Below are 26,101 nucleotides of genomic sequence, written 5' to 3'. Positions count from 1 at the left end.
CACGGCTATTCACTTTTTATATAGCCAATCTAAACCTTGACTGGCCGTTGTAGGGAAAGCCGTTGCGTGGTGGGCATGTGGAATAACAAATAAATTTGTCATCACGTGTTCGCCACTTTGCTTATTAATTTTATCTACTAATTGTTTAGTACCAGAAACCATTTTTTCACCTTCACTCTCTTCAAGCTCACCCACTGCGATGTAAACTTTTGTTGTGTTGGTAGCTGGTTGTACAGTCATAGCTAATATTGAGTTTTCTTTAAACCACACTGATGGACTGCCAATTATATAGCTTGAAAAAAGCGTCGGCTCGGTAAATAAGGTATAAGCAACAAACAGGCCCCCTAACGAATTACCGACAAGCGTCTTTTGCGTGTCAGTGCGATAATGCGTGTTAATATAAGGGATAACAGTCTGTTTTAAGTAATTTAAATGTTGCTTTGCGCCCCCTGTAGCACGTTTCCATGTCTTATCAACAAACGGTGTGTAATCATGAATTCGGCTATTTAGCCCAGGTATGCCCTTTTGATAACCAACGGCAACAAGAATTACTTCCTCAATGGAGCCTGAATTCATCATAAAACGGCTAGCACCTGAGGCTATGGGCAAACTGTAATTGGCGTCTAACAGATAAACCACTGGATAACGTTTCTGGTTTTGTTTTTGATAGCTACGTGGCAGTTTGATAGTAATGGGGTATTCATTTTCTGTATGTTTATCTTTTAGCAAAACTGTATCAGTGCGCGGCAGAGTAAAGGGTTCAGCCCAAGCGGTAAAGCCTGTTCCGAAAATACAGAACATCAAAATAAAAAGTATATTAGGCATCGTTAATCCTTTAGCCATTTCTTAATGGGTAACACCCACTCATCTTTTGGCTCATAAAATGCGCCATGAGAGAGTCCTGTATTAATGCTTATTTCTTCGAACTTAGTAACTTCACTCCTATCAATTAAAAATTGGCAAGAGCCAACCTGATCAGACCGTTCAAAGATTGAGTAAACCTTACCGAATGCCCTAACTGATGGATGCTTTTTAATTAAACCGGCACACCCTGCTAATATTATTAAGTTAATATTTGTGCGTTTAAGTTCATTGGCTGCCAGTACCGATAATGCCCCACCTCGAGAAAAACCGACCAGACTAATATGCGACTCAGGAACACCTGCCTTTAATAAGATGTCGACATCAGCAGCTAACTTTTTAGCAAATAAAAATGGGGCTGTGCCTTTTTTTCGGTGGTATGTAATTAAGTTATAGGCTGGATCTGCTAGTGCTTTTTTAATTGCAGGAAAATCATAAATGCCATATTTTGGATGGCGTGGACGAGTATGCTCACCTTCGACGATGTAACCATGAGAATAAAAAACATAATGCTCATTGCTATTGAAGCTACTAGGAAGCTCATCATAAATAGTATTTGCTTGGACTTGGCATCCGCAAATAACAAGTAGTAATAAAAAACGGCGCATACTAATCCATAGCTAGGCAATAAAAATGGGCCATAAGGCCCACTCTTAGATTCGCTCGTTTGACGTTTACTCTTCGTCAAACTCTTGTAATTGTCGCTGTGCAGGACGCGCTAAGATTTCAACATAAAACGTCATAAGTCCTTTGGCTTCAATATCGCTAATGCATTTGTTGATCTCTGCCACATGCACAACCTGAGCATCTTCTGCAGATTCGCCAAACTTACAGTCAAACGCCCAATAATCAGCCCCTTCAGGAAGTGTTTTGTTGCGTTCACGTTTTAAGTATTTTTTTACTTCGTGTTTGGCTGCATCAACCATACGAGGATATTTGATTTTCTCATGGTTAAGCGTGAATGTTTTTTTCATTATGGTCCTAATAACTTGATTCAATAGTCATGGCATAAAGCCACTAGGTCGCATTATAACAAGCACATTTAAAATTAGCTGTAGTTTTTAATAATACGCTGAAATTTACCTATATTACCTATTGTAGCGTACAAGAAAGTTATGACAATGGAATTAATTATTTAAGCTGTCGCTAAGTACAAAGGCTGATGAATTGATTCGTCTTTTAAGCCATCATAAAAAGCCGCTGCGTCCATTTGTGGTCGCTCTGTAACACTATTATTAGTGTAATAACGCTTTCTAACAGCAGGTTCGCAATTATCAATGACATTTAATGGCACATGGCATTTATCATCACGAATTGTCAGTGGCTCTGGGTTTAAACATTGACGTAAACGAATGTCTGTAAGTCCACCACTTAGAAGACGAAATGCATTTTGCTCGCCAATTAGCATGTCAAATTGCTCTGGTGCTAATACTTGCTTTGGTCCCGCCCCTAACTCATTACGTAGCGCTTGCTCAGATATTTGGGTGTTAGCTAACTCTGATTTTGGTAGGTGAAACTGACTAAAGTCGAGCACATCATGAGAGAGCATTGCCAATAGTAAAGCAAATTCTCCACTGCGTTGCTCATGAACACTTTTATTAAGACGATTATCAAGTTGACTCTCATTGAGTAACAAACCATCAATTTGCATAGACTTTAGCCGAATAGTTTCAAGATTAACCAGTTATCGGCATTAATCCATTTTTCTTTAGTTTTTTTCTTTACTTAAATAATCAGTTTGCTATTATCAGCGCCGTTGCATTGGAGGGGTTCCCGAGCGGCCAAAGGGATCAGACTGTAAATCTGACGGCTCAGCCTTCGCTGGTTCGAATCCAGCTCCCTCCACCACTTTTCTACGCTCAGTTAAGTGGGGCCAAATGCAATAACAATTAGTGTGGAGGGGTTCCCGAGCGGCCAAAGGGATCAGACTGTAAATCTGACGGCTCAGCCTTCGCTGGTTCGAATCCAGCTCCCTCCACCACTTTTCTAAACGACTTCTCTTTATATCTATTTTGTTATTATCTCATTGCCATCGTAACTGACTACCGTTTACTTTTAACCACTGACTTGCTTTTTTATAATCAGGGTAAAAGCGACTCACACGCTGCCAAAATACAGAACTGTGATTCATATATTTTAAATGCGCAAGTTCATGGACAATTACATAGTCGATTACCCACGTTGGCGCACAGGCTAAGTGTAGGTTGAAAGTTAACTCTCGACGTTGATTACAGCTCCCCCAGCGACGCTTATAATGTTGCACTTTTAACTGCTCTGGCAATGCCTCCTGCATTTTCAAGCAGTAGTCGTGAATACGCATTTCAAGGTAGCTCTCTAGCTTGTGATGTAAAAAGTCTTCCAGTAATGACAAATACTTACTCTCTGTATTCTTTACACGTGATGACACTGATAAGCTCAGCTCACTTGAGCGTTCATTTTGTTGCCAGTGACTACTTTTGCCTTTATTAAGTTTAATTGCTAACGGTTGGTTAAATAAGTTTATTACGCCCGTTTCCAATGGAAACTGCTGCATTTGTGCTTGTGAAGCTTGCTTAGCAATTTGTGCTTGTACCCAGTCTTTTTTAGACACGAGCCAGGACTCTATATCACCTAGTGGTACAAAATGCGGCGCGTAGACTGTTAGCTGCTGCTGAGCTACTTTAATCGCTACTGTTTTCCTACGTTTACTGCGTTTTAATGTGTAATCCAACAAAAAATAAACCAATTCAATGCATAAAATCTTGGTATTACATTTTACCCTGTAAAATACCTGCTAATCTATAAATATGACTAACAAATAAGTTTTCATTCTTATGCCTGATAAACCCTGTTGTAGTTATACCTCTCCCACAGGAAAAAAGTGCCAAGAAACTGATATGGGATCTGGCTTTTGTTTTTGGCACGACAATAAATTTGATAAGTCTGGGCTTGAACTAACGCAGAAATTGGAGCGTTACGCTAAAAAAGGTGGGTTATTACAAGGCTTACAATTACAAAGAGCTAACTTATCTGGGCTTAACTTAATTAAGCAAGATGATGAAGAAGGCTATGAGCTCTCTTACTGCAATTTCTATCGAGCAAACCTATCTGGTGCACATTTATTCAATAATAAAATTGCCAATGCCTCACTCATGAAAGCAAATTTGCATAACGCGAGCCTGCATTACTGTGATTTGAAGGACACAAACTTACTTGGCGTTAAACTCAACGATAGCCGCATCGATAATATTGATTTGGGAGAAAAGTTATTACAAGAATCACAAGCAATTAAAGCACGAAAAAATAAACAACATAGTCAAGCACATGATCTATTTGAACAATCCGAAGAGATTTATCGAAATCTTCGTAAAGCATCGGAACATCAGGGTCTTTTTGAACTCGCGGGTAACTTTACTTATAAAGAACTTCGCATGAGACATGCACAGTACCCTAAGGGTTCTACAAAGCAAATTACCTCCAGCTTTATTGATATGTTATGTGGTTATGGGGAAAAACCTGAAAATGTGATTCGCTTTAGCTTATCACTGATAATCTGTTGTGCTATTTGTTATTTTTTATTTGGCGTGAGCTATGACAATACTGTTTTGCAACTAAACTTTGATAACTCCTTTTCACAAAATTTATCAGCACTTTTAAATAGTATTTATTTTAGTGTCGTTACCTTTACCACCTTAGGCTATGGAGACATCACGCCTATTGGCCTTTCAAGACTGATAGCGGCTATTGAAGCATTTTGTGGTAGTTTCTCTCTTGCGCTGTTTGTGGTGGTATTTGTAAAAAGAATGACGCGCTAGTGAACGATAAACGAGCCTTGATGTTTTTTTGCCTCATACATTTTTTTGTCTGCACGATTAATTAGCTCCTCGGCATCAACCGTGCTATCAAGAGGGGCAGCAACCAAACCAAAACTTAAATGAAGTTCTGGGTAACGGGCTTCGAATGATGCTATTAGCTTATCGCAAATGGTAATTGCATTTTGTATTTCACAGTCAGGTAAAATCATACAAAACTCATCTCCGCCATAGCGACATGGAATATCAATTTCTCTAATATTTTCATGAAGATATTGTCCTATATATTTTAATACTTCATCCCCTTTTAAATGGCCTTGCGTATCATTTACTGCTTTAAAGTTATCTAAATCAAAATACACAACGGTTAAAGGCAATTTATGTCGTCTGGCTCTGGCGAGGTCTCGCTGCAACAGCTCTTGCATTACTCTGCGATTATATAGATTGGTTAGAGGATCTAACTTCGCTAACTTTTCAAGCTCTTGTGTGCGCTGTGCCACCTTTTCTTCAAGCCCTTTGGCATAAACCTCTGTGCGGCGTTTTGCATTTTCTATTTCACCGACAAGGCTATCAATATAAGTATCGAAAACCAGCGTGGTATCAAAGTAAATCAATTTATCAACTGTTTGCAATGTTAGGCTAAGCTCAGCTTGATCAGTTATTGTTGTTCGCAAAACCTTAAAAATTATTTCTTTTAGCGTACACACCGCCGAAAGGTATAGCTTGGGCTCAACACCAATTCGTTTATGCACCATACCAATACGCAGTCGGTTGTTTACATACTCGTTCTCATACTGACCACAAAATAAATCAATGATGTACTGCCGCTGCGCATCTCTTAGCCTAGTCAGTGTATCCGCGTCACCAATCAGTAAAGATATTTCGTCGACTTCGGTTTGTTTTTGGTAAAACTCATTCACCATATTCTCAATTGATGACTCAATCACTGCCTTATAATTACTCAAAGATTTAAGACTCTGCGAGGTAAGACCAAGAAGGCTCATTCGATGCTGAATTTCAACATCGTTTATGTGCATTTGCTCTACTAATGTCTGCTCAGTTCTACGCATAAAGGACCTATAACTACACAACTGTTAATTAAATATAGCTAATGAAATAAAACCTACGTACCTGTGTAGTAGGTTTTTCTCTAAATTCATGTAGATTTGTATTAGACTGTAATTACATGCGGCGATGTAGAGTTATTATGCTAGCGAAATTTTTTATTACTGACCAAAATCCAAACTTAATTATTAGTGGTGTTTATGATCCCAGCTTGGTCATCCTCTCAATCGCAACAGCTATATTTGCCGCTTATTTTTCACTCCACCTAATTGATCTAGCAGACAGAACCCGCTTCGACTCTTATAAAAAGTTAAGTAATGCAACCAGCGCATTAATACTCTCAGGTGGTATCTGGAGTATGCATTTTATTGGTATGCTGGCTTTTTCGCTGTGTACTAAAATAAGCTACTCTCCGGGGCTCACCTTCTTCTCATTTGTACCTGCCTTTTTAGCGTGTTACACTGGTATGTCTTTTTTACGTAACAAAGATGTCAGCCATATTCCTCATACCGTAAAGCTACTGATAAGTTCTGTACTGTTAGGTGCTGGCATTGGCACGATGCATTACACTGGTATGGCAGCAATGGAATTAAGCCCTTTGCTTCGTTACGATCCACTATGGTTTGCTGCCTCTATCGTTGTAGCTGTGCTACTCTCTTTTATTGGTTTGTATGCCCGTTTTCATTTAAGAGATCATTTTAAGCGTCTCAGTCAATTACAAAACCGTGTCATCTGCGCCACCATTTTAGGCTTGGCCGTTGCGGGAATGCATTATATGGGAATGGCAGCCACACGTTTTGTCGCAACCTCACCCTTTCTTTCTGAAAATGAAGATAACTCACACCTGATTTTCATTGCCGTCAGTGTTTCATTTGCAACCGTATTACTCACCGCTATCGTCGGAATTATTAACGGAATGATCCGCTATCGCATGCTGTTAGCTGAAAAATCAGCAGAGGAGTCTCGCTTAGATGCCATATTAAGTACCGCTATAGATGGTATTGTAACAATAGATATTAAAGGCATTATCTTGAGCTTTAATAAGTCAGCAGAGAGTATTTTTGGTTGGAAACAAGAAGAGGTACTAGGCAAAAATGTTAACATGCTCATGAATGACGATATTGCCAATCAACATGATGGCTTTTTATCTAACAGCGCAAATCATGAATTGAAAAAAGTCATCGGTGTGAATCGAGAGGTATGCGCAAAACATAAAGATGGCCACCAATTTCCAATTCGCTTGGGCCTTGGCGAAGCTAAGCAACCCGATGCAGAAACATTATTTGTAGGCTTCATAACCGACTTAACACAGCAGCGCGCGCTACAAAAGAGTTTAGAGGAAAAAGAACAGCAATATCGCACGTTAATGAATAACACGCCTGGCGCTGTTTTTCGCTGTTTATTAGACGATCATTGGAGTATGTTGTTTATAAGTCCAAGAGTTATGGACTTAACAGGTTATAGCCACCAAGAGTTTGTATCTCAAGCCATCACTTTTTCAGACATCATCAATAAAGACGACGAAGCTCATATTTCAGAAGTAATGGCCGAAGCTATTGCTAAAAATAATCAATACGCTGTTGAATATCGTATTCGTCACCGCAGTGGTAAAACAGTATGGGTTCTAGATCAAGGCTCTATCAACGAAACCGCCGGTGCTGATGAAAAATGGATTGATGGTGTACTTGTAGACATTACAGATCGCCATGAGTATGAAGAATCCCTTATGCAAGCGAAACATGAAGCAGAAGCCGCTGCACAAGCCAAGCAATCTTTCATGGCAAATATGAGCCATGAGATCCGTACACCGATGAACGCAATTATCGGTTTTAGCGATATATTAATGGACAGCCCACTTAATAAAGAGCAGCAAAAACATATTGTGACCGTAAATAGCTCAGCACGTTCGTTATTACATTTACTCAATGATGTACTCGATTCAGCCAAGCTAGAAAAAGGCAAACTTGACATACACTACGAACATTTCAATCTGCAAGCCCTACTCGACAATATTGTTTCAACCTTTTGGCTTGAGGCAAAAAGGAAAAACCTGCTACTTGATTTAAGAATTGCGGACAATATTGCACCAGTATACATAGGTGATGAGGCTCGTTTACGCCAAGTATTAAACAACCTTATAGGCAATGCTATCAAATTTACAGAATCAGGTTCTGTTACTATTAGTGTTAGTAAAACTCAAAATGATCACCTATTTTTTGAGGTTCAAGATACCGGTATCGGCATCGCAAAAAACCGACTAAAAGCAATATTTCAGCCATTTGAACAAGCAGATGGCACTATGACCCGTCGTTTTGGTGGGACAGGCCTTGGCACAACAATCAGTAAGCAGCTCGTCGAGCTTATGGGCGGAACGATTAGTGCTGTTAGCACTGAAGGAAAAGGTAGTTGTTTCTTCTTTACGCTAGCACTGAGCGAAGGTGAAGTTGATAAAGTAGATAAACTGAGTAACAACCAACTTACGCTACCGCCACTACGTATACTGGTTGTTGATGATATAGAACAAAATGTTGAGTTACTTAATATTTTGCTCTCTCAGTCAGGACATACCGTCACCACTGCCAGTGATGGCTTAGCAGCTATTGAGCTATTTACCCAGCAGAGTTTTGATGTCATTTTAATGGATATTCATATGCCTGAATGTGACGGCATCACTGCCACTAAAAGAATTCGCGACATTGAACAACAAAAACAGCATAAAAAGACACCGATAATCGCCCTCACAGCCAGTGTTTTACAGCAAGATAAGCTAACGGCTAAACAGGCAGGCATGAACGGTTTTGCAAATAAACCTGTCGATATTCAACAAGTAAATCACGAAATAGCCAAGGTGCTTGGTCTTGAGATCAATGCAATTTCAAATCAAAGTACACAACTAGAAAAACAGCATATTAATTACGCGAAAGGCATTCAAATGTGGGGCAGCAAGGAAAAACTCAATACTGAAATAAGTGCATTCCTTGCTAATCATAAAAGCAGTGTTCTACGTTTAAAAGAAGCCACACTGGATAAAAAAGAGCGGCAAATGATTTTGCACACTTTAAAAGGTGTTGCAGGAAACTTAACATTAACGAATCTAGTATATTTACTGTCTCAAGTAGAAAAAGCAATAGATCATAGCCAAGCTCAATCACAACTAGCAGCGTGCGAAACAGAATGGCATACCCTTTTGGCAATGGTTGAACAAACGAAGGATGATAACACTGATAATCAATTAGATGATGAACTAGCTATCGATGATTTTTTACCTTTAATTGATACATTACAAACGCAAGCAGAGCATGCTGAAATAGATGATGAGCTACTCAGTCAAGTGTACGCTTTAGCACCGCCTAGGTATAAAGAAACCGTTGCTGACATTTGCAAACACTTCGATAATTTCGACTTTGATGCAGCCAACACTGAATTAGCAAGTTTAAAACAGAGTATCACTGAACATAAGGAGTTATCATGAGCCACATTTCTGAACGTGAAAGAATTCTCGTCGTGGACGATGAACCTGCAAATTTAAAAGTGATGCGTGAAGTTCTTGGCAATGATTACAGGTTGTCATTTGCTAAATCGGGTGAATTAGCCTTACAACTCATTGAAAATGAACCACCCAAACTTATTTTACTCGATATCATGATGCCTGATATGAATGGTTTTGAAGTATGTAAGGTTTTAAAGTCTAATCAACACACTGCACATATTCCTGTTATTTTTGTGACTGCACTTGCACACGAGCAAGACGAATCTGAAGGATTTGCGTTAGGCGCAGTTGATTACATCACCAAGCCAATTAGCCCTGCAATTGTGCGTGCACGAGTTAAAACACACTTATCACTTATCCAAGCAGAACAACTTCAATTAGCGCATATTGATCTTATTAATCGTCTGGGTCGTGCTGCTGAATATAAAGATACCGACACGGGTGAGCACATTGCTCGTATGAGTCGTTATAGTAAAGTCCTCGCATTAGCATATGGCATGAGTGAATACCAAGCAGAGCAGTTAAGGCAAGCAGCTCCCATGCATGATGTTGGAAAAATTGGCATCCCTGATTCGGTACTGTTAAAGCCAGGTCGTTTAGATGCCACAGAGTTTGAGCATATGAAACAACATGCGATCATTGGTGCAAAAATACTTGAAAACTCAACCTCTCCCCTGTTACAACTCGCGCACAAGCTTGCTCTTGAGCACCACGAAAAATGGGATGGAACAGGTTATCCGTATGGTTTAAAAGGAGAAGAGATCAGTATTGAAGGCCGAATAGTGAGTATTGCTGATGTATTTGATGCACTCACCTCTGTGCGCCCTTATAAAGACGCTTGGCCAGTTGAAAAAGCGGTAGAGCTACTAAAAACGGAATCAGGCAAACACTTTGACCCACAACTCATCGATTTATTTATTGGTCAAATTGATTCTATCATCGAAATTAAAAATACTTATTCTCGCTAAAAGACGGTTTAAAGGTCTTATTCAAGACCTTTTTTAATCCCCTCGTAATCATGAGAGGTGATTTCATGGCTGTTGCCAGCACAATCTTTAAAGTACATAGAGTAAGTCACGTCATGATCAGCGATCACCGTTTTAATATCGAACTTTGATAGATGCGAAAGCCATGCTAGAAATTGCGCTGCGTTTACACTAAAAGCAATGCCTTTACTGTTTCCTGATGCTTCAAATAACGCTAGACGAATCGTTTTTGCTTGATCTTCAAGCGTTAATGGGCCTTTACCCTCATCCCAAAACGCAAGCTCTGGTACCACAGAAAAACCTAACACATCTCGATACCATGTCACAGCTTGCGCCAAATCATCAACATTTAAGTGGCAATGATCCACCCCGTTTAGTAAAGGAACTGCCATTGTCATTCTCCAATCTCTGATTTAAGCTGCTCTAAAAAAGCCTGCATATACTCTGTTCGTCTATTCGCTTCATCTTTCGCGGAGGGGGTATTCATGCTCTCACTGATGTGTAATAGCTTTATAAAAAAGTGATCTAGGGTATATTTGCCATCGTCTGGCTCGCGATTTAAACAAAATGGATCATCTTTATGGTAAAGATAGCGGCCAATAGAGCCGCCCACTTTCATACAGCGGCTAACGCCAATAGCACCGAGTGCATCCATTCGATCTGCATCTTGTACTATTTGTGCCTCAACACTTTGAACAGCAATATTTGCGCTAAAACTATGTGCCGCTATAGCATGGTGAATCGCATTGAAATATTGCTTTGGGTAATTTATCGAGCTGAGAAAGCTTAACGCTTTATCCGCCGCCATGGTCGATGCTTTTGAGCGATCAGGGTGATTTTTTGCCACCGCTACACAATCATGTAACCATGCAGCCGGTAGAACGACCTCCATACAGGCCTTTTCAGCAATGCATAACTGTTTTGCAACTCGCACCACTCGCTCAATATGGCTAATATCGTGTGCCACATCGGCATGGAGTAAAGATAGAATAAAATCTCGACATTGAGTTTCCAGTTCTGCAAAGTCTATTTTTGGCTGCATAAAGCGGCTGTTACCATTAACTGATTGAAATTATGCTTACTTTACCGTGGTTACTGGATTTGTTCAAAACATTCATTGTATGTTTGCCGGTGCTTCATTAAACTATGCCCCCTTTTGTTTGACGCGAGAATCCCTATGTCATCTGCTATTTACCTACAAGCTGGACGAGAAAAATCATTAAAAAGAAAGCACCCTTGGGTGTTCTCTAAAGCCATCAAAAAAGTAAAAGGTAAACCAGGGCTAGGCGATACGGTTACTATTTATGATAATGACGGTAAGTTTCTCGCAATAGCGGCATATAGCCCACAATCACAAATACGCGCACGTGTATGGAGCTTTGACCAACACGAAGTTATAGACCAAGCCTTCTTCGAAAAACGTCTTCGCCGTGCTTATGATGCACGCCAGCAAGTGATCAGCGAAGGTGGCCTAACAGGCTTTCGTTTATGTGCTGCTGAGTCTGATTATCTACCTGGTATCACCATCGACAAATTTGATAACGTCCTAGTATGCCAATTACTGAGTGCAGGTGCTGAGCGTCATAAAGGCGAGATTGTAGCGGCGTTAATGGCTATTTTTCCAGGTTCTGATATCTACGAGCGTTCTGATGTAGACGTGCGTACTAAAGAAGGGTTAGATCCAATAAAAGGCGTACTTTGGGGTAATGCCCCTACTGAGCCTGTGCTTATTGAAGAGAATGGACTAAAGCTTGAAGTAGATATTTTAGAAGGTCATAAAACAGGCTTTTACCTAGATCAACGTGATAGCCGTGCAGCCCTTGAACGCTTTTCTAAAGATAAAACCGTTCTCAACTGCTTTAGCTACACGGGCACATTTTCGCTCTATGCCTTACGAGGCGGTTGTAAACATGTAACCAATGTTGATGTATCACAACCTGCACTTGATACAGCTAAGCGTAATGTAGAGCATAACAACCTTGACCTAAATAAAGTCGACTTTGTTAAACAAGATGTATTTAAGTTACTACGCCAATACCGTGATGAAGGTAAACTATTTGATACCATTGTAATGGATCCACCTAAATTCGCCGATAATAAAGCACAGCTCACCGGTGCATGTCGTGGTTATAAAGATATCAATATGATTGCGATGCAAATTCTAAAGCCAGGTGGAACATTACTCACTTTCTCGTGCTCTGGTTTAATGGAACAGAATTTATTTCAAAAAGTCGTAGCTGATGCAGCCCTCGATGCAGGAAAAGAGCTGCTCATCATGGAGCGATTAAACCAAGCAGCTGACCACCCTATTGCTGGCAGCTACCCAGAAGGTTTTTATCTAAAAGGCTTGATATGTAAAGTTTACTAGGCGCTAGTTAAAACTGATAATTTCAAGCCCTGCACTTAAGGAGCCATCTGGCTCCTTCGTTGCTCTAATAACTTTTGCTGTTGCATCAAATGATGTGATTGACGTGCTCGTTGAAGCAATAAGCACGCGGAACATGCTACCTACTTCCACTACGTCATCAAGGTTGACTGCAAGTCCTGTGGCACTTAAATCTGTACATGTTGCCTCTATTTCATTCCCACTTTCTAAAGGGATGAGTTTTGCAGGTGTGTGGATTTGCATACGTCTAAAATCGCGTTTTTCATCATGAAACATAAATAATCCTTCCTAAACCACTGTTTTTATTTTCTCAATGAGTGTTTTCACAGAGAAAGGTTTTACCACATAAGCGTCGCAACCAGCCTCAAAGCCAGCTTTTTGCTCAAGCTCTGACTCTAAACCCGACACCATAACCACTGGAATTTGCTCAGTTTCTGGTGTGTTTTTTAATAGCCGACATGTATCATAGCCATCCAGCCCTGGCATACAAACATCTAGTAGAATTGCATCTGGCGGATCAGCAATAGCAGACGATAAACAGGTCGTGCCTGAGTTTGCATAGCTTAAAGAAAACTCGAGGCCCAGTGATGCTTTGAGCATTTCGAAATTAAAATACTCATCATCCACAACTAAAATTTCAAGCTGTTGCTTTCTTTGTGAGCGCTCGGGAACAGCAATCGGTTTTTCCTTTTCAATGCCCACATGACCTCCTTAGTTAATGTCTGTGGTTTATATGCGCAACAACGCAAACTTTATTGCACATACACGCCTATAATGAATTATAACTCAGATTCTTTAATTGCGTTTAAAACTCGCTTTGCAGATACAGGATAAGGCGTCCCTAATGTTTGTGCAAATAAAGAAACGCGTAATTCTTGTTGCATCCAAAAAAGCGTTACAATCTCTTGTGGTATTGGCATCCCCTTTGGAATTTTATTAGCAAGTTTTTGATATTGCTCAGCCACTTTTTCAAGCTCAAGAACACATAAACGATCACGATTAGGATCAACAGGCAACTTCTCTAAACGTCGCTCTATTGCTTTCAAATATCGAATTAAGTCAGTCATTTTAGCTGCGCCATGTTGACTAACAAATCCCTTAAAAACTAAACTTTGCAGTTGTGCTTTAATATCACCATGAGCTGTGATCATGGTTAAATCAACACGCCCTTTCATGCGCTTATTAAGTCCATGAGCAATACTTAACACTTGTTCAACCTGCGTGGCAATTTCTACAACCGTATCGCCAAGCTCACCACGAATTTTCTCTTTGGCTTGTTCAAACGCCTGCTCAGTACGAATATTGCCGTACTTAATTAGTAAGCTATCAACAGCGGCCGCAATACAGTCATCAATTAAGTCATTGACCTTACCAAACGGATTAAAGTACAAACCAAGTTTCGACTTATTTGGTAAGTTTTGTTGTAAGTATTTAATCGGAGATGGCACATTTAAAAGCACTAAACGACGCAAGCCCTGTTGATGGGCTTGTTGCGCTTTTTGTTCGTTATCGAATAGCTCAACGGCTGCGGAGTCTTTTTTGTCAACCAAAGCAGGAAACGCCTTGATTTCATATTGACCTTGCTTTTTAACATAGGAAGAAGGTAATTCACCAAAGCTCCACTGTGTTAAGTCCGTCTTCTCTATGCCTTTATCAGCTACTTTCGATAAGGTATCGGTTACTTTACCTTGTAATTGCGCTTTCAGCTTCTCTAAATTTAGCCCACGAGCAAGTAACTTATCGTGTTCATCACGTACTTCAAACTGTAAACGTAAATGTGGCGCGAGCGTTGTTAAGTCCCAAGCATCAGGGTCAACGCGTACCCCTGTCATACGTAATAAACGCGTACTTATGGCATCAAGTAAGTTGCCCTGCATTGGCTCAATTGCCGCAAGTACAGCATCAGCATAGTTTGGGGCTGGTACAAAATTACGGCGTAGTGTTTTTGGCAATGACTTAATTAATGCGCAAATAAGTTCATGTCTAAACGCAGGGATATGCCAATCAAAGCCGGTTTCTTGAACTTGGTTAAGTAACGCAACAGGAATTTGAACCGCCACACCATCAACCGCTTGCCCTGGATCAAAATGATAGGTCAACGGCAATAATAAATTACCTTGTTGCCATGTATCAGGGTAATCAAATTCGGTGACATGATCAGCGCCATGCTGCATTAGCTCATCGCGTGACATATGCAAAAAGCGTTTATCTTTTTGCTTTTGTCCCTTCCACCATTTATTAAACGCGGCACGATTATTTACATCCGCAGGAATCTTTTTGTCGTAAAACTCATACAGTGTTTGCTCATCAACGAGGATATCGCGACGACGAGACTTATTCTCTAGTACCTGAATATCGTCAATAAGCTCTTGGTTGTACTGTAAAAAGCCTTCATTTTGACCAAGTTCTTGTTCAACCAAAGCGCTGCGAATAAACAGCTCTCTGCTTACTTTAGGATCAATATTGCTGTATACACAACGACGTTTATTAACAATGAGTAGACCATATAATGTTTGCTGCTCAAAGGCGATAACAGCACCTGGTTTTTTCTCCCAATGTGGCTCACTGTAGCTGCGTTTGACTAAATGCTGCGCAAAGCCCTCAACCCACTTCAGGTCGATACGGGCATTGATACGAGCGTACAGCTTACTTGTTTCCACCAGCTCTGCAGCCATGATCCATTTAGGACTCTTTTTAAATAGCGCTGAACCTGGAAAAATATGGAACTGACTATTACGTGCACCTTTGTACACTTGTTTTTCGTCTTTAAAGCCAATATGACTTAGCATACCGCTTAAAAGCGACTGATGAATACGATCGCTGTCAGCTACGTTCGTCGTGGCTTTCATACCCATTTCGTTACACACAGTAGAAAGCTGATAAACAATATCTTGCCACTCACGAATTCGCATATAAGCTAAAAAATCTTTTTGACACAGCTTTCTGAATTGACTATTGCTTAACTCACTTTGCTGCTCTTCTAGGTAATTCCACAGATTTAAAAACGCAATAAAGTCTGAATCAGGATCATCAAAACGGCCATGTTTTTCATCGGCTGCGCCACGCTTTTCTTGCGGTCGCTCACGCGGGTCTTGAATTGACAGTGCCGCGACAATAATAATTACTTCGCGAAGAGCGCCAAGCCCATCCGCTGTAAGCACCATTTTTGCTAAACGGGGATCAACAGGTAATCGACTTAAACTACGTCCTGATTTAGTTAATTCTGTTTGTTTGTGGCGCTTAGCGGGTTTAACTGCTTCAAGTTCTTCAAGTAAGGTTAAACCATCATTGATGTTACGACTGTCTGGCGCTTGTACAAACGGAAACTGCTGCATGTCCCCTAGCCCAAGACCAAGCATTTGCAAAATAACTGAGGCTAGATTAGTACGTAAAATTTCTGGGTCAGTGAATTCTGGTCGTGAATTAAAATCATCTTCGCTGTATAAGCGAATACAAATACCCGCTTCAATACGACCACAACGGCCCTTACGCTGGTTGGCACTGGCTTGTGAGATTGCCTCTATTGGTAAGCGTTGTACTTTAGTACGGTAGCTGTAACGACTAATTCGTGCAGTACCTGGGTCAATAACATAACGAATACCAGGTACAGTCAGTGATGTTTCGGCTACATTTGTCGCTAAAATAATGTGGCGGCGAGAATGAGGAGCAAATATACGGTTTTGCTCGGCGTTCGAGAGTCGCGAATATAAAGGCAATACGTCGGTGCCCTTTAAGTTACGCTTTGATAACGCATCAGCTGTATCGCGAATTTCTCGCTCACCATTCATAAAAATTAGGATGTCACCAGGGCCTTCTTCACACAGCTCATCAACGGCATCAAAAATACCTTGCAACTGGTCGCCATCGGCTTCCATCTCGTCTTTATTAATATCTGTGGTTGGGCGATAACGCACTTCTACAGGGAAAGTACGTCCCGATACTTCAATTATCGGCGCGTCATCAAAATGTTTCGAGAATCGTTCAGGATCGATAGTTGCCGAGGTAATAATGACTTTGAGGTCGGGGCGTTTTGGTAATAAGTTCTTTAAATAACCCAAAATAAAATCAATATTAAGGCTACGCTCGTGCGCCTCATCGATAATAATCGTGTCATATTGATTTAAATAACGATCTTGTTGGATTTCAGCCAGTAAAATACCATCGGTCATCAACTTGATATAACTGTTGTCTGAAACCTGATCACTAAAACGAATTTTAAAACCGACCTGCTGACCAAGCTCACATTGCATCTCTTCTGCGATACGGTTTGCAACGCTACGAGCGGCCAAACGCCGTGGCTGTGTATGGCCAATATAACCCTCAACCCCACGGCCTAGCTCTAAGCACATTTTTGGTATTTGTGTCGTTTTACCTGAACCGGTTTCACCTGCAATGATCACCACTTGGTTATTGGCAATTGCCTGTTTAATATCCTCTTTCTTTTGGCTAACAGGCAGCTGTTCAGGGTAAGTTACTGTTGGTAAGGCTGCTACACGCTGAACACGTAATTGCTGCGAGCGGGCAATATCTTCTGCGATTTTTTGCGCTATGTTCGCTTGCTTTGTTTCATCGTTGATTTTTTTGATGCCATGCAGGCGTTTTTTGAGGATGAATTGATCTTTGCGTAAGCATGTTTTTAATTCGCCGAACAGCGGACCTAGGTTAACCACCCGATACCCTTATATTTATCTACTTGTAGACTGAGTATTGTAACAAACAATTTATAGCCAAACTACTTGAGTGCGCGAGAATTAAACGCACTCAAGAGAATTTGCATAGCGGGTTATTTAACTCGCTCTGTAGGAATAGGCATAGCACATACATCAATATAATTAGCACTTTGCACAAACCATTCGCCCATCCGGTTTTTACGCGCCTCAATTAGTTCCACAAATGACGATGAGTCAGTTTTCATTACTCTAAATTGGCTTGTATCTTCCTCACTAATATCAGCTAACACTTGCATGTCAGTGATTGGGTTAAATACTTCACCTTTTGTGGGCGTTCGACTCAACAAGTTAAAATGCTCCATCCCCTCCAGAACACGGCCAAACACCGTTGTGTTTCGGTCTAAATAACGCTGCGCGTTACCTATCGTCACATAAAATTCGGTTCCGCCGCTATTGATATCATTATCGCGTGCCATCGCAAAAATACCAGGACAATGAGCCTGCCAAGTTTGTGTTTGCGCTTCATTCTGAGCAACAGCAAAACCATTTAAAAAGCCTGTTCTTTTGGCATAGCCGTCAGGGTCTTGAAGCTGAGTAATGGATAACGGTTTTTTTGTTTGGTAATAAAATTCGGCGGGAAGAGCTGTTTTTGCTGTTTTGGGTGTTTTTGTTTCACTTGAATCCCCCCCTTGCGCGACAAAACCTTCAACAAAGCGGTAGACATTCAAGCCTTTGTAAAAACCTTCTCTGGCGAGCAGCTTCATATTTTCTGCGTGCTTCGGGGCGAGCATTTCATTTAACTCTATATACGCCGCCCCAGTCGGTAAGGTGAGTTTGAGAATGTTGTTTGCTGATACCGTTCGCCACTGTGACTTATCAGCCGTTTTAATGATATCTGCTGCCGAGCGTTTTTCAATTTTCTCAGCAGCGTGTAAAGAGACAGATAAAAGTGTGCTAAAACACACCGTTAATAGAGTTAGCTTCATTGTTATTATCTTTTAAGTTGTTGACAACTCAGCCTATTAACTTCTGCTTTATTACGCAAGTAAAAGTGTACGAAAATGCTAAGAGGGACTAGTCCCAGTCAAACTTATAGAGAATATCAACGTTTTGATAGAGCCCACTGGTTACTTCGATGTACAGTTGCGACAACAGTTGGTAACGCACAGCCACTTCACTTAACGAGTCAAAAATTCCCACACTGTATTTTACTTGTATACCTGGGGTTAGATAGCCCGAAATTTCTACTTTAGTATCATCGCCACTGCCTTTTGAGCTCAAGCTGACATCAGATAAACCAAAGCTTTCTCCTATTTTAGAAACGACCCCTTCACTACGGTTCACCCCTTGAGCTAGCAAAAGTTGCGTTAGCATTGCATCCGTTGAACTATCCCCTTCGTCTAGCGGTTGACCATTCAAAAGATACGCCAGTGCTTGTGCTTGGTCCATGGCAGGCTCTGAATAAACTTTCAAGGAGGGCTGCTCAACATTCCCCGTTAAAGTGATCCCCGCAATAACCCCATTTGAAGTGTTTTCTGGATTTCTAATTGCTTTAATATTGAGATAAGGTTTATCAATCGAACCACTGAAACCAACCTGCCCTGTACGAATTTGCAAGTCTTGACCAAATGCACGATAAGTACCTTCGATTAGATTTAACTCACCCGTTGCGATCATAGGAGTGGTTTGATCCATACTAATATTTATATCACCTGCTACTTTTGATTTGAGGCCAAATGAATCGATACGTACATCATTCTCCACTAAAAGCTTCAAATTAATAGCGTAATCAAACGGGGCTTTTTCAGTTTGTTGCTGCTCTATATCTACGATGACTTCATCATCACTCACTTGCACAGCACCTTCGGGAAGCTCTTCTATTTCAATTCTGCCCCATGGCACGACAACCTGACCATCTAAGTTAAATGCACGATTTTTTAATGACATAGTAATTTCTGGCGAGACCTTAAATGTGACATCTTGTTGCGCACGAACGAAAAACTCATTCCCCTCTAGTTTCACATTCACATCTGGCAACTCAGCTTGCCAATCAATATCACCCGACAAATTGAGAGAGCCACCTTCTGCGTCTTTCAGCTTGCCTGTGATCTCTGCGCTTTGGTTATTAAATGCAATATCAACGTGCGAATCTTGCAATGAAACGGGTAAAGTCGCACCATCTAAGTTAACTTGCTCGATATTTAACTCACCATTTAGCAAAGGCTCTTTCAGTGTGCCTGCAACGTTCAACTTACCTTTAATTTCTCCGGTTAGTTGCTCTAGCGAACCAATAAACGGCTGAATATTTGTCAGCAAGATCTTTTCAATTTCTAGCTCACCAGATAAATTTTGATTAGCTTGTATATCGTCGATATTAATGTGTGACGTCACTTTACCAAGTACCGAAGAGTCAAGCGTGGCCTCTAATTTGCCAATACTGGCATCACTCATCGCCGACAAGTTAAGCTCTTCAATAGGCAGTTTATAGACACTTGCGTCATCTATCAGTGTAGCTGCAAGTTCGCTAGTACTCATATTGGCACGCAATGTTTTAAGCGCGCCATCAGCCCAATTAGCCACAAACTCGCCGTTTGCTGAACCGCTGACTTTAATATTCTCAGGTATAAATCGGTTAAACTCTGGGAGTGATAACGCTGCTAACTGCGCATTTAGCTGACCAAGCTGCTTAGTCTGCTGAAGTGTATTAATACAAAGCTTTGAGCTTGCACTTTGCCAACAATGATCAGCAATATGAAAGTCGAGCGTATTTATATCGACATTTGCTTTAATCGCTTTATCTGTGGTTAAACGTATATGATTATCGGTAATTAAAATATTACTTAAACTACCTTGCCATTTATCTTTTTTAAGTTGCCCATTGATATCCAGAGATGCTTTTCCTTGGTCCGCATCTAAAAGCAGCCTCAAATGATGATCAACCTTATCACCAGTCACATTAAGCTCTACCTGATTAATCTTATTATCTGCGATGTTTGCAGAATCTAGAATAAGCGATATATCTGTTTGCCAGTCGGCAGCATAGTCGAACTGACCTTTAAGTGTTAATCCATCAATTTGAAGATCTTGATAGCTCAAGGTATTAAGAGCTAAATTCAAATCAACCACAGGGGCTAAGCGCTCGCCACGAATAACAAGGTCTGCATTCCCTTTGCCTTGCATGGGTAAAATTTCTTGCTCGGCGACATCTAAGCGTAGCTTGCCATCAACACGCCAACTTTCATCAACTTGACCAGACAGAGCGAGTTCATTACTGCCACTTTTTAGTTGCAGTTTATCGAAGCTCGCATGCAGGCTGCTATCAAGTTTAAAGTCTGATTCTAGACTTACAGGTACATCGTTTACGGTACCATTAATTGTGGTATTCTCGACTGCCAACTGCCAGTCAGTACCTGTTAAACCAAATGATCCTTTGAAGCCACCTGATAAATCACTACTCATAGCATCAGTTAAATACTGTGCTTTTAAGTGTTCAAGTTTGCCGTTAAATTCAGTATTTACACCTTTTGACCAATCAACCGATGCGTGAATAATTGCTTGGCTTTCATTAGCATTTAACTTTAGTTGCTCAAGCTTTGCCCCTGTTAAACTTCCTTGCAATTGGCTACTAACTGACACCTGAGGATATGCGCCAAGTTGGCTAATTAAATCAACTTTAACTTTATAATCGTTTGCATGCCCTTGCCCATGTAAATCAAGCTTTGAAAGATTTAGTTGTTCAGCGCCTGCGTCCAGTGACCACTTATCCACACGACCCGTTAAACTAAATGGAAAGTTATCTTTTTGCAGGTTGACTTGCGCATCCACGTTTAAAGGGTACTGTCCTTGTGTTAGCAACGTCACATTTAAATCAGCTAACGTCCCTGTTAGATCAAGTTTTAACTGATGATTAGGGTGAGTGAGAGCAACATGACCTTGCACTGAGTTATGCGCATTAAGTTCAGCAAATAAATCAGTATTTAACTGCCAATCATTGTATTGTGCGTCAAGCTTTTCAACTCTCACTTCATGACCTTTTGCGGTCGCTGAAAGGGCAATATTGTTAATAACCTCAGCACGTTCGGCTGCTACTGGTGTCACCGCTACTTTACTGATATTTAAAGTATTTAGCTGTATATTAAGGGGTAAAGTTAAGTCTAGAGTTGGTAATGCAGGCAGTACCGTTAATGGCTGGCTTTTGGGCTGTTCTTTAACGTCATGAAGTTGCACTGTAACAGTATTAATTTTCAGCGCATCAACGAGAATATCAGATAGCTCAGCAACAGCAGAAAGGTTTAGCTTTTCAACAGTAACATCAGCACTTGGATACGTTAAAGTTAATTGATTAATTGCGACACGCTTAACGGTTACTTTCAGCGGCAATGTGATTTGCTCACCGCTGGGGGCGGTATCTTGTTGTAATTGCTCTTGAGCGGGTTGTGGTTGTTGATCTGCTACCGCTTGTTGACTTTTAACATTTACATCAATGTTCTGCGCACTAATATTATCAAGGCAGATGCCATTACATCCCCACCAAAAAAGATCAACTTTGAGCTGTTTAGCATCTAGCTTTATAGCCTGGTTTTCATAGCGCACATCAAATGGGTCATTATATAAAAAACGGCCTGAAGGTAACTTAATCTCTAAGCCATCCACCAACTTATTGGCTGAGTATGCAATAAAGTGATTACCAGGTGCTGTGAATAGTAAACAAAAAAGTAAAACGCCAATGCTTAAAAGCGTTACCGTGAGTACTGAGGTTATTTTTTTAAACTTCGTCATTAAATTTCAGGCCCTATGGTAATACTTAAACGCGTGCTTTTACTCTCTTTTGTTACTCCCCATGCATGGTCTATACGAATCGGTCCGACTGGCGTTAAATACCGCAAACCAAAACCAGCCCCCACTTCTACTCGATCACTAAAATCATTGGTTGCTGTACCGCTATCAACAAACAAAGCTGCACGCCAGTTTTTGGCAAACTGATAGTTATACTCCATGGTCCCAGACATTAAATATTTACCGCCAATCAAACGCCCATTTTCATCTTCAGGTGAAATTGACTGATACGCAAAGCCGCGCACGCTTTGATCACCACCCGCATAAAACCGAAGTGAAAAAGGCACATCGTCAATGTCATCAACTAACATGGCCCCCAAATTAGCACGTACGAAAAATAAATGGCGATCAGCCACTGTCGTTAACCATGCATTTTGCAACTGTAAACGCAAAATATTGGTGGTCGAAAACATATCCTTTAAACCAAACTCTGCGGAGATCAGCCATTGATAGCCTTCATAAGGTGTTGTGCCACCCTCGGTTTCTTTTTTTGCGTAACTAATGCCTGGCATCAGCATTTTTGAGCTTTGCTCTTCATCACCAATACGATAAGTTTCACGATCACGACGAATAAAGGCGGTACGCACCCAATCATCGTCAGTCAACCATTGACGTTGTATTTGGCCTGTTAAAATTTTACTGTAAACATCATTTGTCAGCTCATCTTCTAACTTATAACCCACAGAAAAGCGCCATAAGTCGTCATTAGGGTCATCAACAGGCACGGTATAACCGAGTGAAATATCCTGTTGTCTTTGTGACACATTCAGATTACTTTCTAAGTAGTGACCATCACTTGTGATCCAAGGCTTTGTCCATTTAAAACGCACTTTTGGCCCAAGGTCAGTACTATAGCCACCACCCACTTCATAGCTATTTGCTGGTTTATGAAGAACATCTACTTTTACAGGCACATGTTCATCTTTACGATTGGCGATATCAGCATAAACCCTAACGCTGGCAAAATACGGCGTACTCGATAACGCTAGGTTATAATCAGACACGTCTGTAGATTTATAAGGTTGGCCATTTTTAAAACTCGCTAGCGAGCGAATATATTTCTCAGCGGGAGTCTCATTACCAATAATAATTTCACCAAATTGATAACGAGGACCTGTGTCTACGTTAAATGTGATATCTGCACTGTTTTTTTTCAAAGACACTGCTAATGTATGTTGGTGCCACTTGGCATCAAAGTAACCAAGTTCAAGGAGCTGGCCTTCAATTCGCTTTCTAGCCGCTTCGTAGTTACCATGATTTAGAAAATCACCTTGCTTTAATTTAATGCTATTAACTGCCACCATAAACTCGGGGTCGCTTTTTCCCGCACCGCTAACGGTTACATTGATATTTGCAATACGAGTGACTGGTCCTCGCTCCACATCAACAATAATAAGCTGTTTTTCTTGGTCGAAATTAATTTTAATGACGGGTTTATAGTAGCCAAGTGCTTTTAGACTTGTTTCAACTTGACTTTTTGCATGGCGTTTAAGTGCTTTTGACGCTTTTTCATCGATTAACTGGTTAACGTAAAGTTCAACGTTTTTTTCAAGTTCACCACTGAGTCCCTGAATTTTATATTCTTTTATGATTGTTGCTGCACTAAAAGCTGGGTGGCTAAAAGCGGCGCACAAAAGTAAAAAGACAAAAAAGAAATGCCGAGAGAACAAAAAATATCCTTACCTTTTTGAAATGCCTGAAGCGAAAATGAGTACAAACTAATTTTAACACAGTGAAATAATGACTGACATAATGGAAATAGTAAAATTAGTACACGTAACGCTATTATTTTCGCTACAATAGCGAACAATAACTAGATTTAAAATGAATGAGCGATTAAATGCATTTCCCAGACGATGAAAATGGTCAATTATTAGCTGAAATTGCGGCTGCCGGTGTCGATTTAAACTGTTTACAAGAAGTCGACTTTTATATTTTGTTTGAGCAAAAGCCAGATGCAGAAAAGTTTGCAACGGCCATTGAAAGTGACGAGTTAGCGCCGAGTACAGAACTCAATAAATGCCCTGATACTGGCGTATGGGAAGTGATTACTCGCGTTAAAATGGTGCCAGATCACACCTTGCTTTCTCAGACAGAACAATACCTTGAAAGCATTGCCAACGGTCATAATGGCTATGGTGATGGTTGGGGTTTGATGGCTGAAGATTAATTAATTTAGTTTGTTGCGCGATGCAATATCGCGCAAAGCCCTAATGTGACAATTGATTTGCTTTTCTGAAGCTGCCTTCATAATCAAACAATTTCTCAGCTACCTTCCAACCATACTTCTTATTTTTACGCGCTATAACAAAATCGGGGGCAACTAATAGATGCTGCGCTGATTCAACTTGTTCAGCAGTTTGCCACTTTTTGCTGCCTGCTCCCTCTTTATGTCTCTTAAATTGTTTATTAAAAATAAATCGCCCAGTATCATTCGCTAGATTAAAAACCTCATCGCAGCTGGCGCCATCTTCATCAAAGTAACTTATTTTTAAAAGCCCATTAGGCAGTGCCTTCGCTAACAGCCCGCTACAACGAAGCACTAAGGCATCTTTTAAATTAAGGGCTTCTCGTAGTTTATCATCAGGGTCAGCCATCATTGCGCCGCATGACTGACATTGTCTAGCAGCAATATCATTTTGCTCACCACATTGCTCACACTCTTTGAAGCGAAAGCGATAATCACATTGTTCTTGTGTGTCTCCATCGTCAAGTAACCCTTGGCAGCGTCGCCCAAAATGTTCTATCACTTTACCGCTATCGTCTGTTTTGCCCCAAAAAATATTAGCAAAACCGCAACCAGGACACAGTACCTGCACTGGTTCATTATCACTTTGTCCCTTTTTACTGCCTACTTCTGGGTAAAAGAGATCAAAACCATTCCCTGCATAATCAATGACTAAGCAATCTTTTTTCCCTTCACTTAAACGCAGTCCACGACCCACTATTTGCTGGTATAGACTCACTGATTCTGTAGGACGTAAAATAGCAATATAGTCGACATGAGGAGCATCAAACCCTGTAGTTAACACCGACACATTGACCAAAAACTTTAACTGTTTTTGTTTAAATTGAGTAATAATTTGGTCGCGTTCGTTGTTATCGGTCTCCCCTGTAATCAACGCAGTTTGCTCAGCAGGTAAATAGCCAACAATTTCTTTTGCATGCATAACAGTGGCTGCAAAAATCATCACTCCATGGCGATTTTCGCTGTAATCAATCACTTGTTTAATAATGGCTTTGGTTGCCCGGGTACTGTCCTTGAGCAATGCATTCATGTTTTCAACACTGTAGCGACCAAAAGAGTCACTGGGTAATGAAGCAAAGTCATAATGATTAATTGCAGCATCAATTTCATGAGGAGGTGTTAAATAGCCATGTTTAATCATATAGCGCAGTGGTAATTCAAAAATACACTTTTTGAATGGTGCTGTTTGCTCCCCTCGAACAAATCCATGGTAATGATGATGATAAACCCAACCCATACCCATTCTAAATGGTGTCGCAGTCAACCCTAACACTTTGAGTTTTGGGTTTTGTTTTTTTAAGGCACTGATCACCTGTCCATATTGGCTTTTATCATCGCCACTTACACGGTGACACTCATCAATAATTAACAATGAGTAGGCTTCATCAAGCTGTGCAGTATTTCTAGCAAGTGACTGGACGCTGGCAAAGGTCACTTGTTCGCTCAGTGATTTTTGCTTTAAACCTGCCGAGAAGATACTCGCCTTAAAACCAAAGCTGGCATATTTTTGCGCATTTTGCTCCACCAGCTCTTTAACATGGGCGAGCACTAAAATTTTTTGCCTAGCTATTCTTGCAAGTTCCGCAATGACTAAGCTTTTACCCGCTCCTGTGGGCAACACAATCAACGCGGCATCATTTGTCTTTCGAAAATGCGCAACGGTTCTATCTACAGCTTCTTGCTGATAAGGTCTTAGTGTGTATTTCATACTAGTATGATGGCGACAAAAAAGGGAAGCATACGCTTCCCTTTTCAATCTTTAAAGTGA

Annotated in this window: 20 protein-coding genes and 2 tRNA genes; 7 read left to right on the top strand and 15 right to left on the bottom strand. The window is 40.6% G+C overall.

The window, feature by feature from the left end; all coding sequences use genetic code 11:
- Window positions 1–9: 9 nt before the first annotated feature.
- From NYF15_RS14305 to NYF15_RS14290, 4 genes are all read right to left on the bottom strand, one after another.
- Complete coding sequence (locus NYF15_RS14305; protein ID WP_371353891.1) at window positions 10–825, bottom strand: alpha/beta hydrolase; 816 nt, start codon at window positions 823–825, stop codon at window positions 10–12.
- 2 nt (window positions 826–827) lie between these two features.
- Window positions 828–1,469 (bottom strand): alpha/beta hydrolase, encoded by a 642-nt coding sequence (locus NYF15_RS14300; RefSeq protein ID WP_371353890.1) that lies wholly within the window; start codon window positions 1,467–1,469, stop codon window positions 828–830.
- 66 nt (window positions 1,470–1,535) lie between these two features.
- Window positions 1,536–1,835 (bottom strand): DUF6172 family protein, encoded by a 300-nt coding sequence (locus tag NYF15_RS14295; protein WP_062570016.1) that lies wholly within the window; start codon window positions 1,833–1,835, stop codon window positions 1,536–1,538.
- A 161-nt stretch (window positions 1,836–1,996) separates the two neighbouring features.
- On the bottom strand, window positions 1,997–2,512 hold the full coding sequence (locus tag NYF15_RS14290) for a VC2046/SO_2500 family protein (protein ID WP_371353889.1): 516 nt from the start codon (window positions 2,510–2,512) through the stop codon (window positions 1,997–1,999).
- A 112-nt stretch (window positions 2,513–2,624) separates the two neighbouring features.
- On the opposite strand from NYF15_RS14290, the gene NYF15_RS14285 reads away from it, so the two are divergent.
- Both NYF15_RS14285 and NYF15_RS14280 read left to right on the top strand, forming a co-directional pair.
- Window positions 2,625–2,709: transfer RNA gene (locus NYF15_RS14285), tRNA-Tyr, on the top strand.
- 48 nt (window positions 2,710–2,757) lie between these two features.
- A tRNA-Tyr gene (locus tag NYF15_RS14280) sits at window positions 2,758–2,842 on the top strand.
- Window positions 2,843–2,884: 42 nt separating this feature from the next.
- Here NYF15_RS14280 and NYF15_RS14275 read toward each other — a convergent pair.
- The gene (locus tag NYF15_RS14275; protein WP_371353888.1) at window positions 2,885–3,571 is read right to left on the bottom strand and encodes a M48 family metallopeptidase; all 687 of its coding nucleotides are present in this window, start codon (window positions 3,569–3,571) and stop codon (window positions 2,885–2,887) included.
- Window positions 3,572–3,674: 103 nt separating this feature from the next.
- On the opposite strand from NYF15_RS14275, the gene NYF15_RS14270 reads away from it, so the two are divergent.
- Window positions 3,675–4,655 carry an ion channel gene (locus tag NYF15_RS14270; RefSeq protein ID WP_371353887.1) on the top strand — a complete coding sequence of 327 codons (981 nt, stop codon included), beginning with the start codon at window positions 3,675–3,677 and terminating at the stop codon, window positions 4,653–4,655.
- Here NYF15_RS14270 and NYF15_RS14265 read toward each other — a convergent pair.
- The gene (locus tag NYF15_RS14265; RefSeq protein ID WP_237118297.1) at window positions 4,652–5,722 is read right to left on the bottom strand and encodes a GGDEF domain-containing protein; all 1,071 of its coding nucleotides are present in this window, start codon (window positions 5,720–5,722) and stop codon (window positions 4,652–4,654) included. The genes NYF15_RS14270 and NYF15_RS14265 overlap by 4 nt on opposite strands.
- Window positions 5,723–5,859: 137 nt before the next feature.
- Here NYF15_RS14265 and NYF15_RS14260 point away from each other — a divergent pair, with 137 nt between their 5' ends.
- Window positions 5,860–9,189 (top strand): PAS domain S-box protein, encoded by a 3,330-nt coding sequence (locus NYF15_RS14260; RefSeq protein ID WP_371353886.1) that lies wholly within the window; start codon window positions 5,860–5,862, stop codon window positions 9,187–9,189.
- Complete coding sequence (locus NYF15_RS14255; RefSeq protein WP_130150191.1) at window positions 9,186–10,175, top strand: two-component system response regulator; 990 nt, start codon at window positions 9,186–9,188, stop codon at window positions 10,173–10,175. Before NYF15_RS14260 ends, NYF15_RS14255 begins: the two co-directional genes overlap by 4 nt.
- A 17-nt stretch (window positions 10,176–10,192) precedes the next feature.
- Here the strand turns inward: NYF15_RS14255 and NYF15_RS14250 are convergent, their stop codons facing one another.
- Both NYF15_RS14250 and NYF15_RS14245 read right to left on the bottom strand, forming a co-directional pair.
- The gene (locus NYF15_RS14250) at window positions 10,193–10,585 is read right to left on the bottom strand and encodes a VOC family protein (RefSeq protein WP_062570009.1); all 393 of its coding nucleotides are present in this window, start codon (window positions 10,583–10,585) and stop codon (window positions 10,193–10,195) included.
- Between the two features lie 2 nt (window positions 10,586–10,587).
- Window positions 10,588–11,235, bottom strand: a complete 648-nt coding sequence (locus NYF15_RS14245) for an HD domain-containing protein (RefSeq protein WP_371353885.1) — start codon at window positions 11,233–11,235, stop codon at window positions 10,588–10,590.
- Between the two features lie 135 nt (window positions 11,236–11,370).
- Here NYF15_RS14245 and NYF15_RS14240 point away from each other — a divergent pair, with 135 nt between their 5' ends.
- Window positions 11,371–12,561 (top strand): class I SAM-dependent methyltransferase, encoded by a 1,191-nt coding sequence (locus NYF15_RS14240; protein ID WP_237118294.1) that lies wholly within the window; start codon window positions 11,371–11,373, stop codon window positions 12,559–12,561.
- A 3-nt stretch (window positions 12,562–12,564) separates the two neighbouring features.
- Here the strand turns inward: NYF15_RS14240 and NYF15_RS14235 are convergent, their stop codons facing one another.
- The 6 genes from NYF15_RS14235 to NYF15_RS14210 form a co-directional block, all read right to left on the bottom strand.
- Window positions 12,565–12,855 (bottom strand): PilZ domain-containing protein, encoded by a 291-nt coding sequence (locus NYF15_RS14235; RefSeq protein WP_130150197.1) that lies wholly within the window; start codon window positions 12,853–12,855, stop codon window positions 12,565–12,567.
- A 12-nt stretch (window positions 12,856–12,867) separates the two neighbouring features.
- Window positions 12,868–13,275 (bottom strand): PleD family two-component system response regulator, encoded by a 408-nt coding sequence (locus tag NYF15_RS14230; protein WP_267145289.1) that lies wholly within the window; start codon window positions 13,273–13,275, stop codon window positions 12,868–12,870.
- 83 nt (window positions 13,276–13,358) lie between these two features.
- Entirely contained in the window at window positions 13,359–17,249 is a 3,891-nt protein-coding gene (gene hrpA / locus NYF15_RS14225) for an ATP-dependent RNA helicase HrpA (RefSeq protein ID WP_371353884.1), read from the bottom strand.
- 113 nt (window positions 17,250–17,362) lie between these two features.
- Window positions 17,363–18,235, bottom strand: coding sequence for a peptidylprolyl isomerase (locus NYF15_RS14220; RefSeq protein ID WP_371353883.1), 873 nt, complete (start codon window positions 18,233–18,235; stop codon window positions 17,363–17,365).
- 88 nt (window positions 18,236–18,323) lie between these two features.
- Window positions 18,324–22,028, bottom strand: a complete 3,705-nt coding sequence (locus NYF15_RS14215; RefSeq protein ID WP_371353882.1) for a translocation/assembly module TamB domain-containing protein — start codon at window positions 22,026–22,028, stop codon at window positions 18,324–18,326.
- Window positions 22,028–23,755, bottom strand: a complete 1,728-nt coding sequence (locus NYF15_RS14210) for an autotransporter assembly complex family protein (RefSeq protein WP_371353881.1) — start codon at window positions 23,753–23,755, stop codon at window positions 22,028–22,030. The genes NYF15_RS14215 and NYF15_RS14210 overlap by 1 nt, the downstream gene beginning before the upstream one ends.
- Window positions 23,756–23,925: 170 nt before the next feature.
- Between NYF15_RS14210 and NYF15_RS14205 the strand changes: the two genes are divergently transcribed.
- The gene (locus NYF15_RS14205) at window positions 23,926–24,255 is read left to right on the top strand and encodes a ribonuclease E inhibitor RraB (RefSeq protein WP_062570001.1); all 330 of its coding nucleotides are present in this window, start codon (window positions 23,926–23,928) and stop codon (window positions 24,253–24,255) included.
- 40 nt (window positions 24,256–24,295) lie between these two features.
- Here NYF15_RS14205 and NYF15_RS14200 read toward each other — a convergent pair whose 3' ends face one another.
- Window positions 24,296–26,041 (bottom strand): DEAD/DEAH box helicase family protein, encoded by a 1,746-nt coding sequence (locus tag NYF15_RS14200; RefSeq protein ID WP_371353880.1) that lies wholly within the window; start codon window positions 26,039–26,041, stop codon window positions 24,296–24,298.
- Between the last annotated feature and the right edge of the window lie 60 nt (window positions 26,042–26,101).

Source organism: Pseudoalteromonas sp. 68 DY56-GL68 (assembly GCF_041414825.1).
In the GTDB taxonomy this organism is placed as follows: Bacteria; Pseudomonadota; Gammaproteobacteria; order Enterobacterales; family Alteromonadaceae; genus Pseudoalteromonas.
The sequence above is the reverse complement of the archived record's forward strand: the minus strand, read 5'-3'. Positions and strand labels throughout refer to the sequence as shown.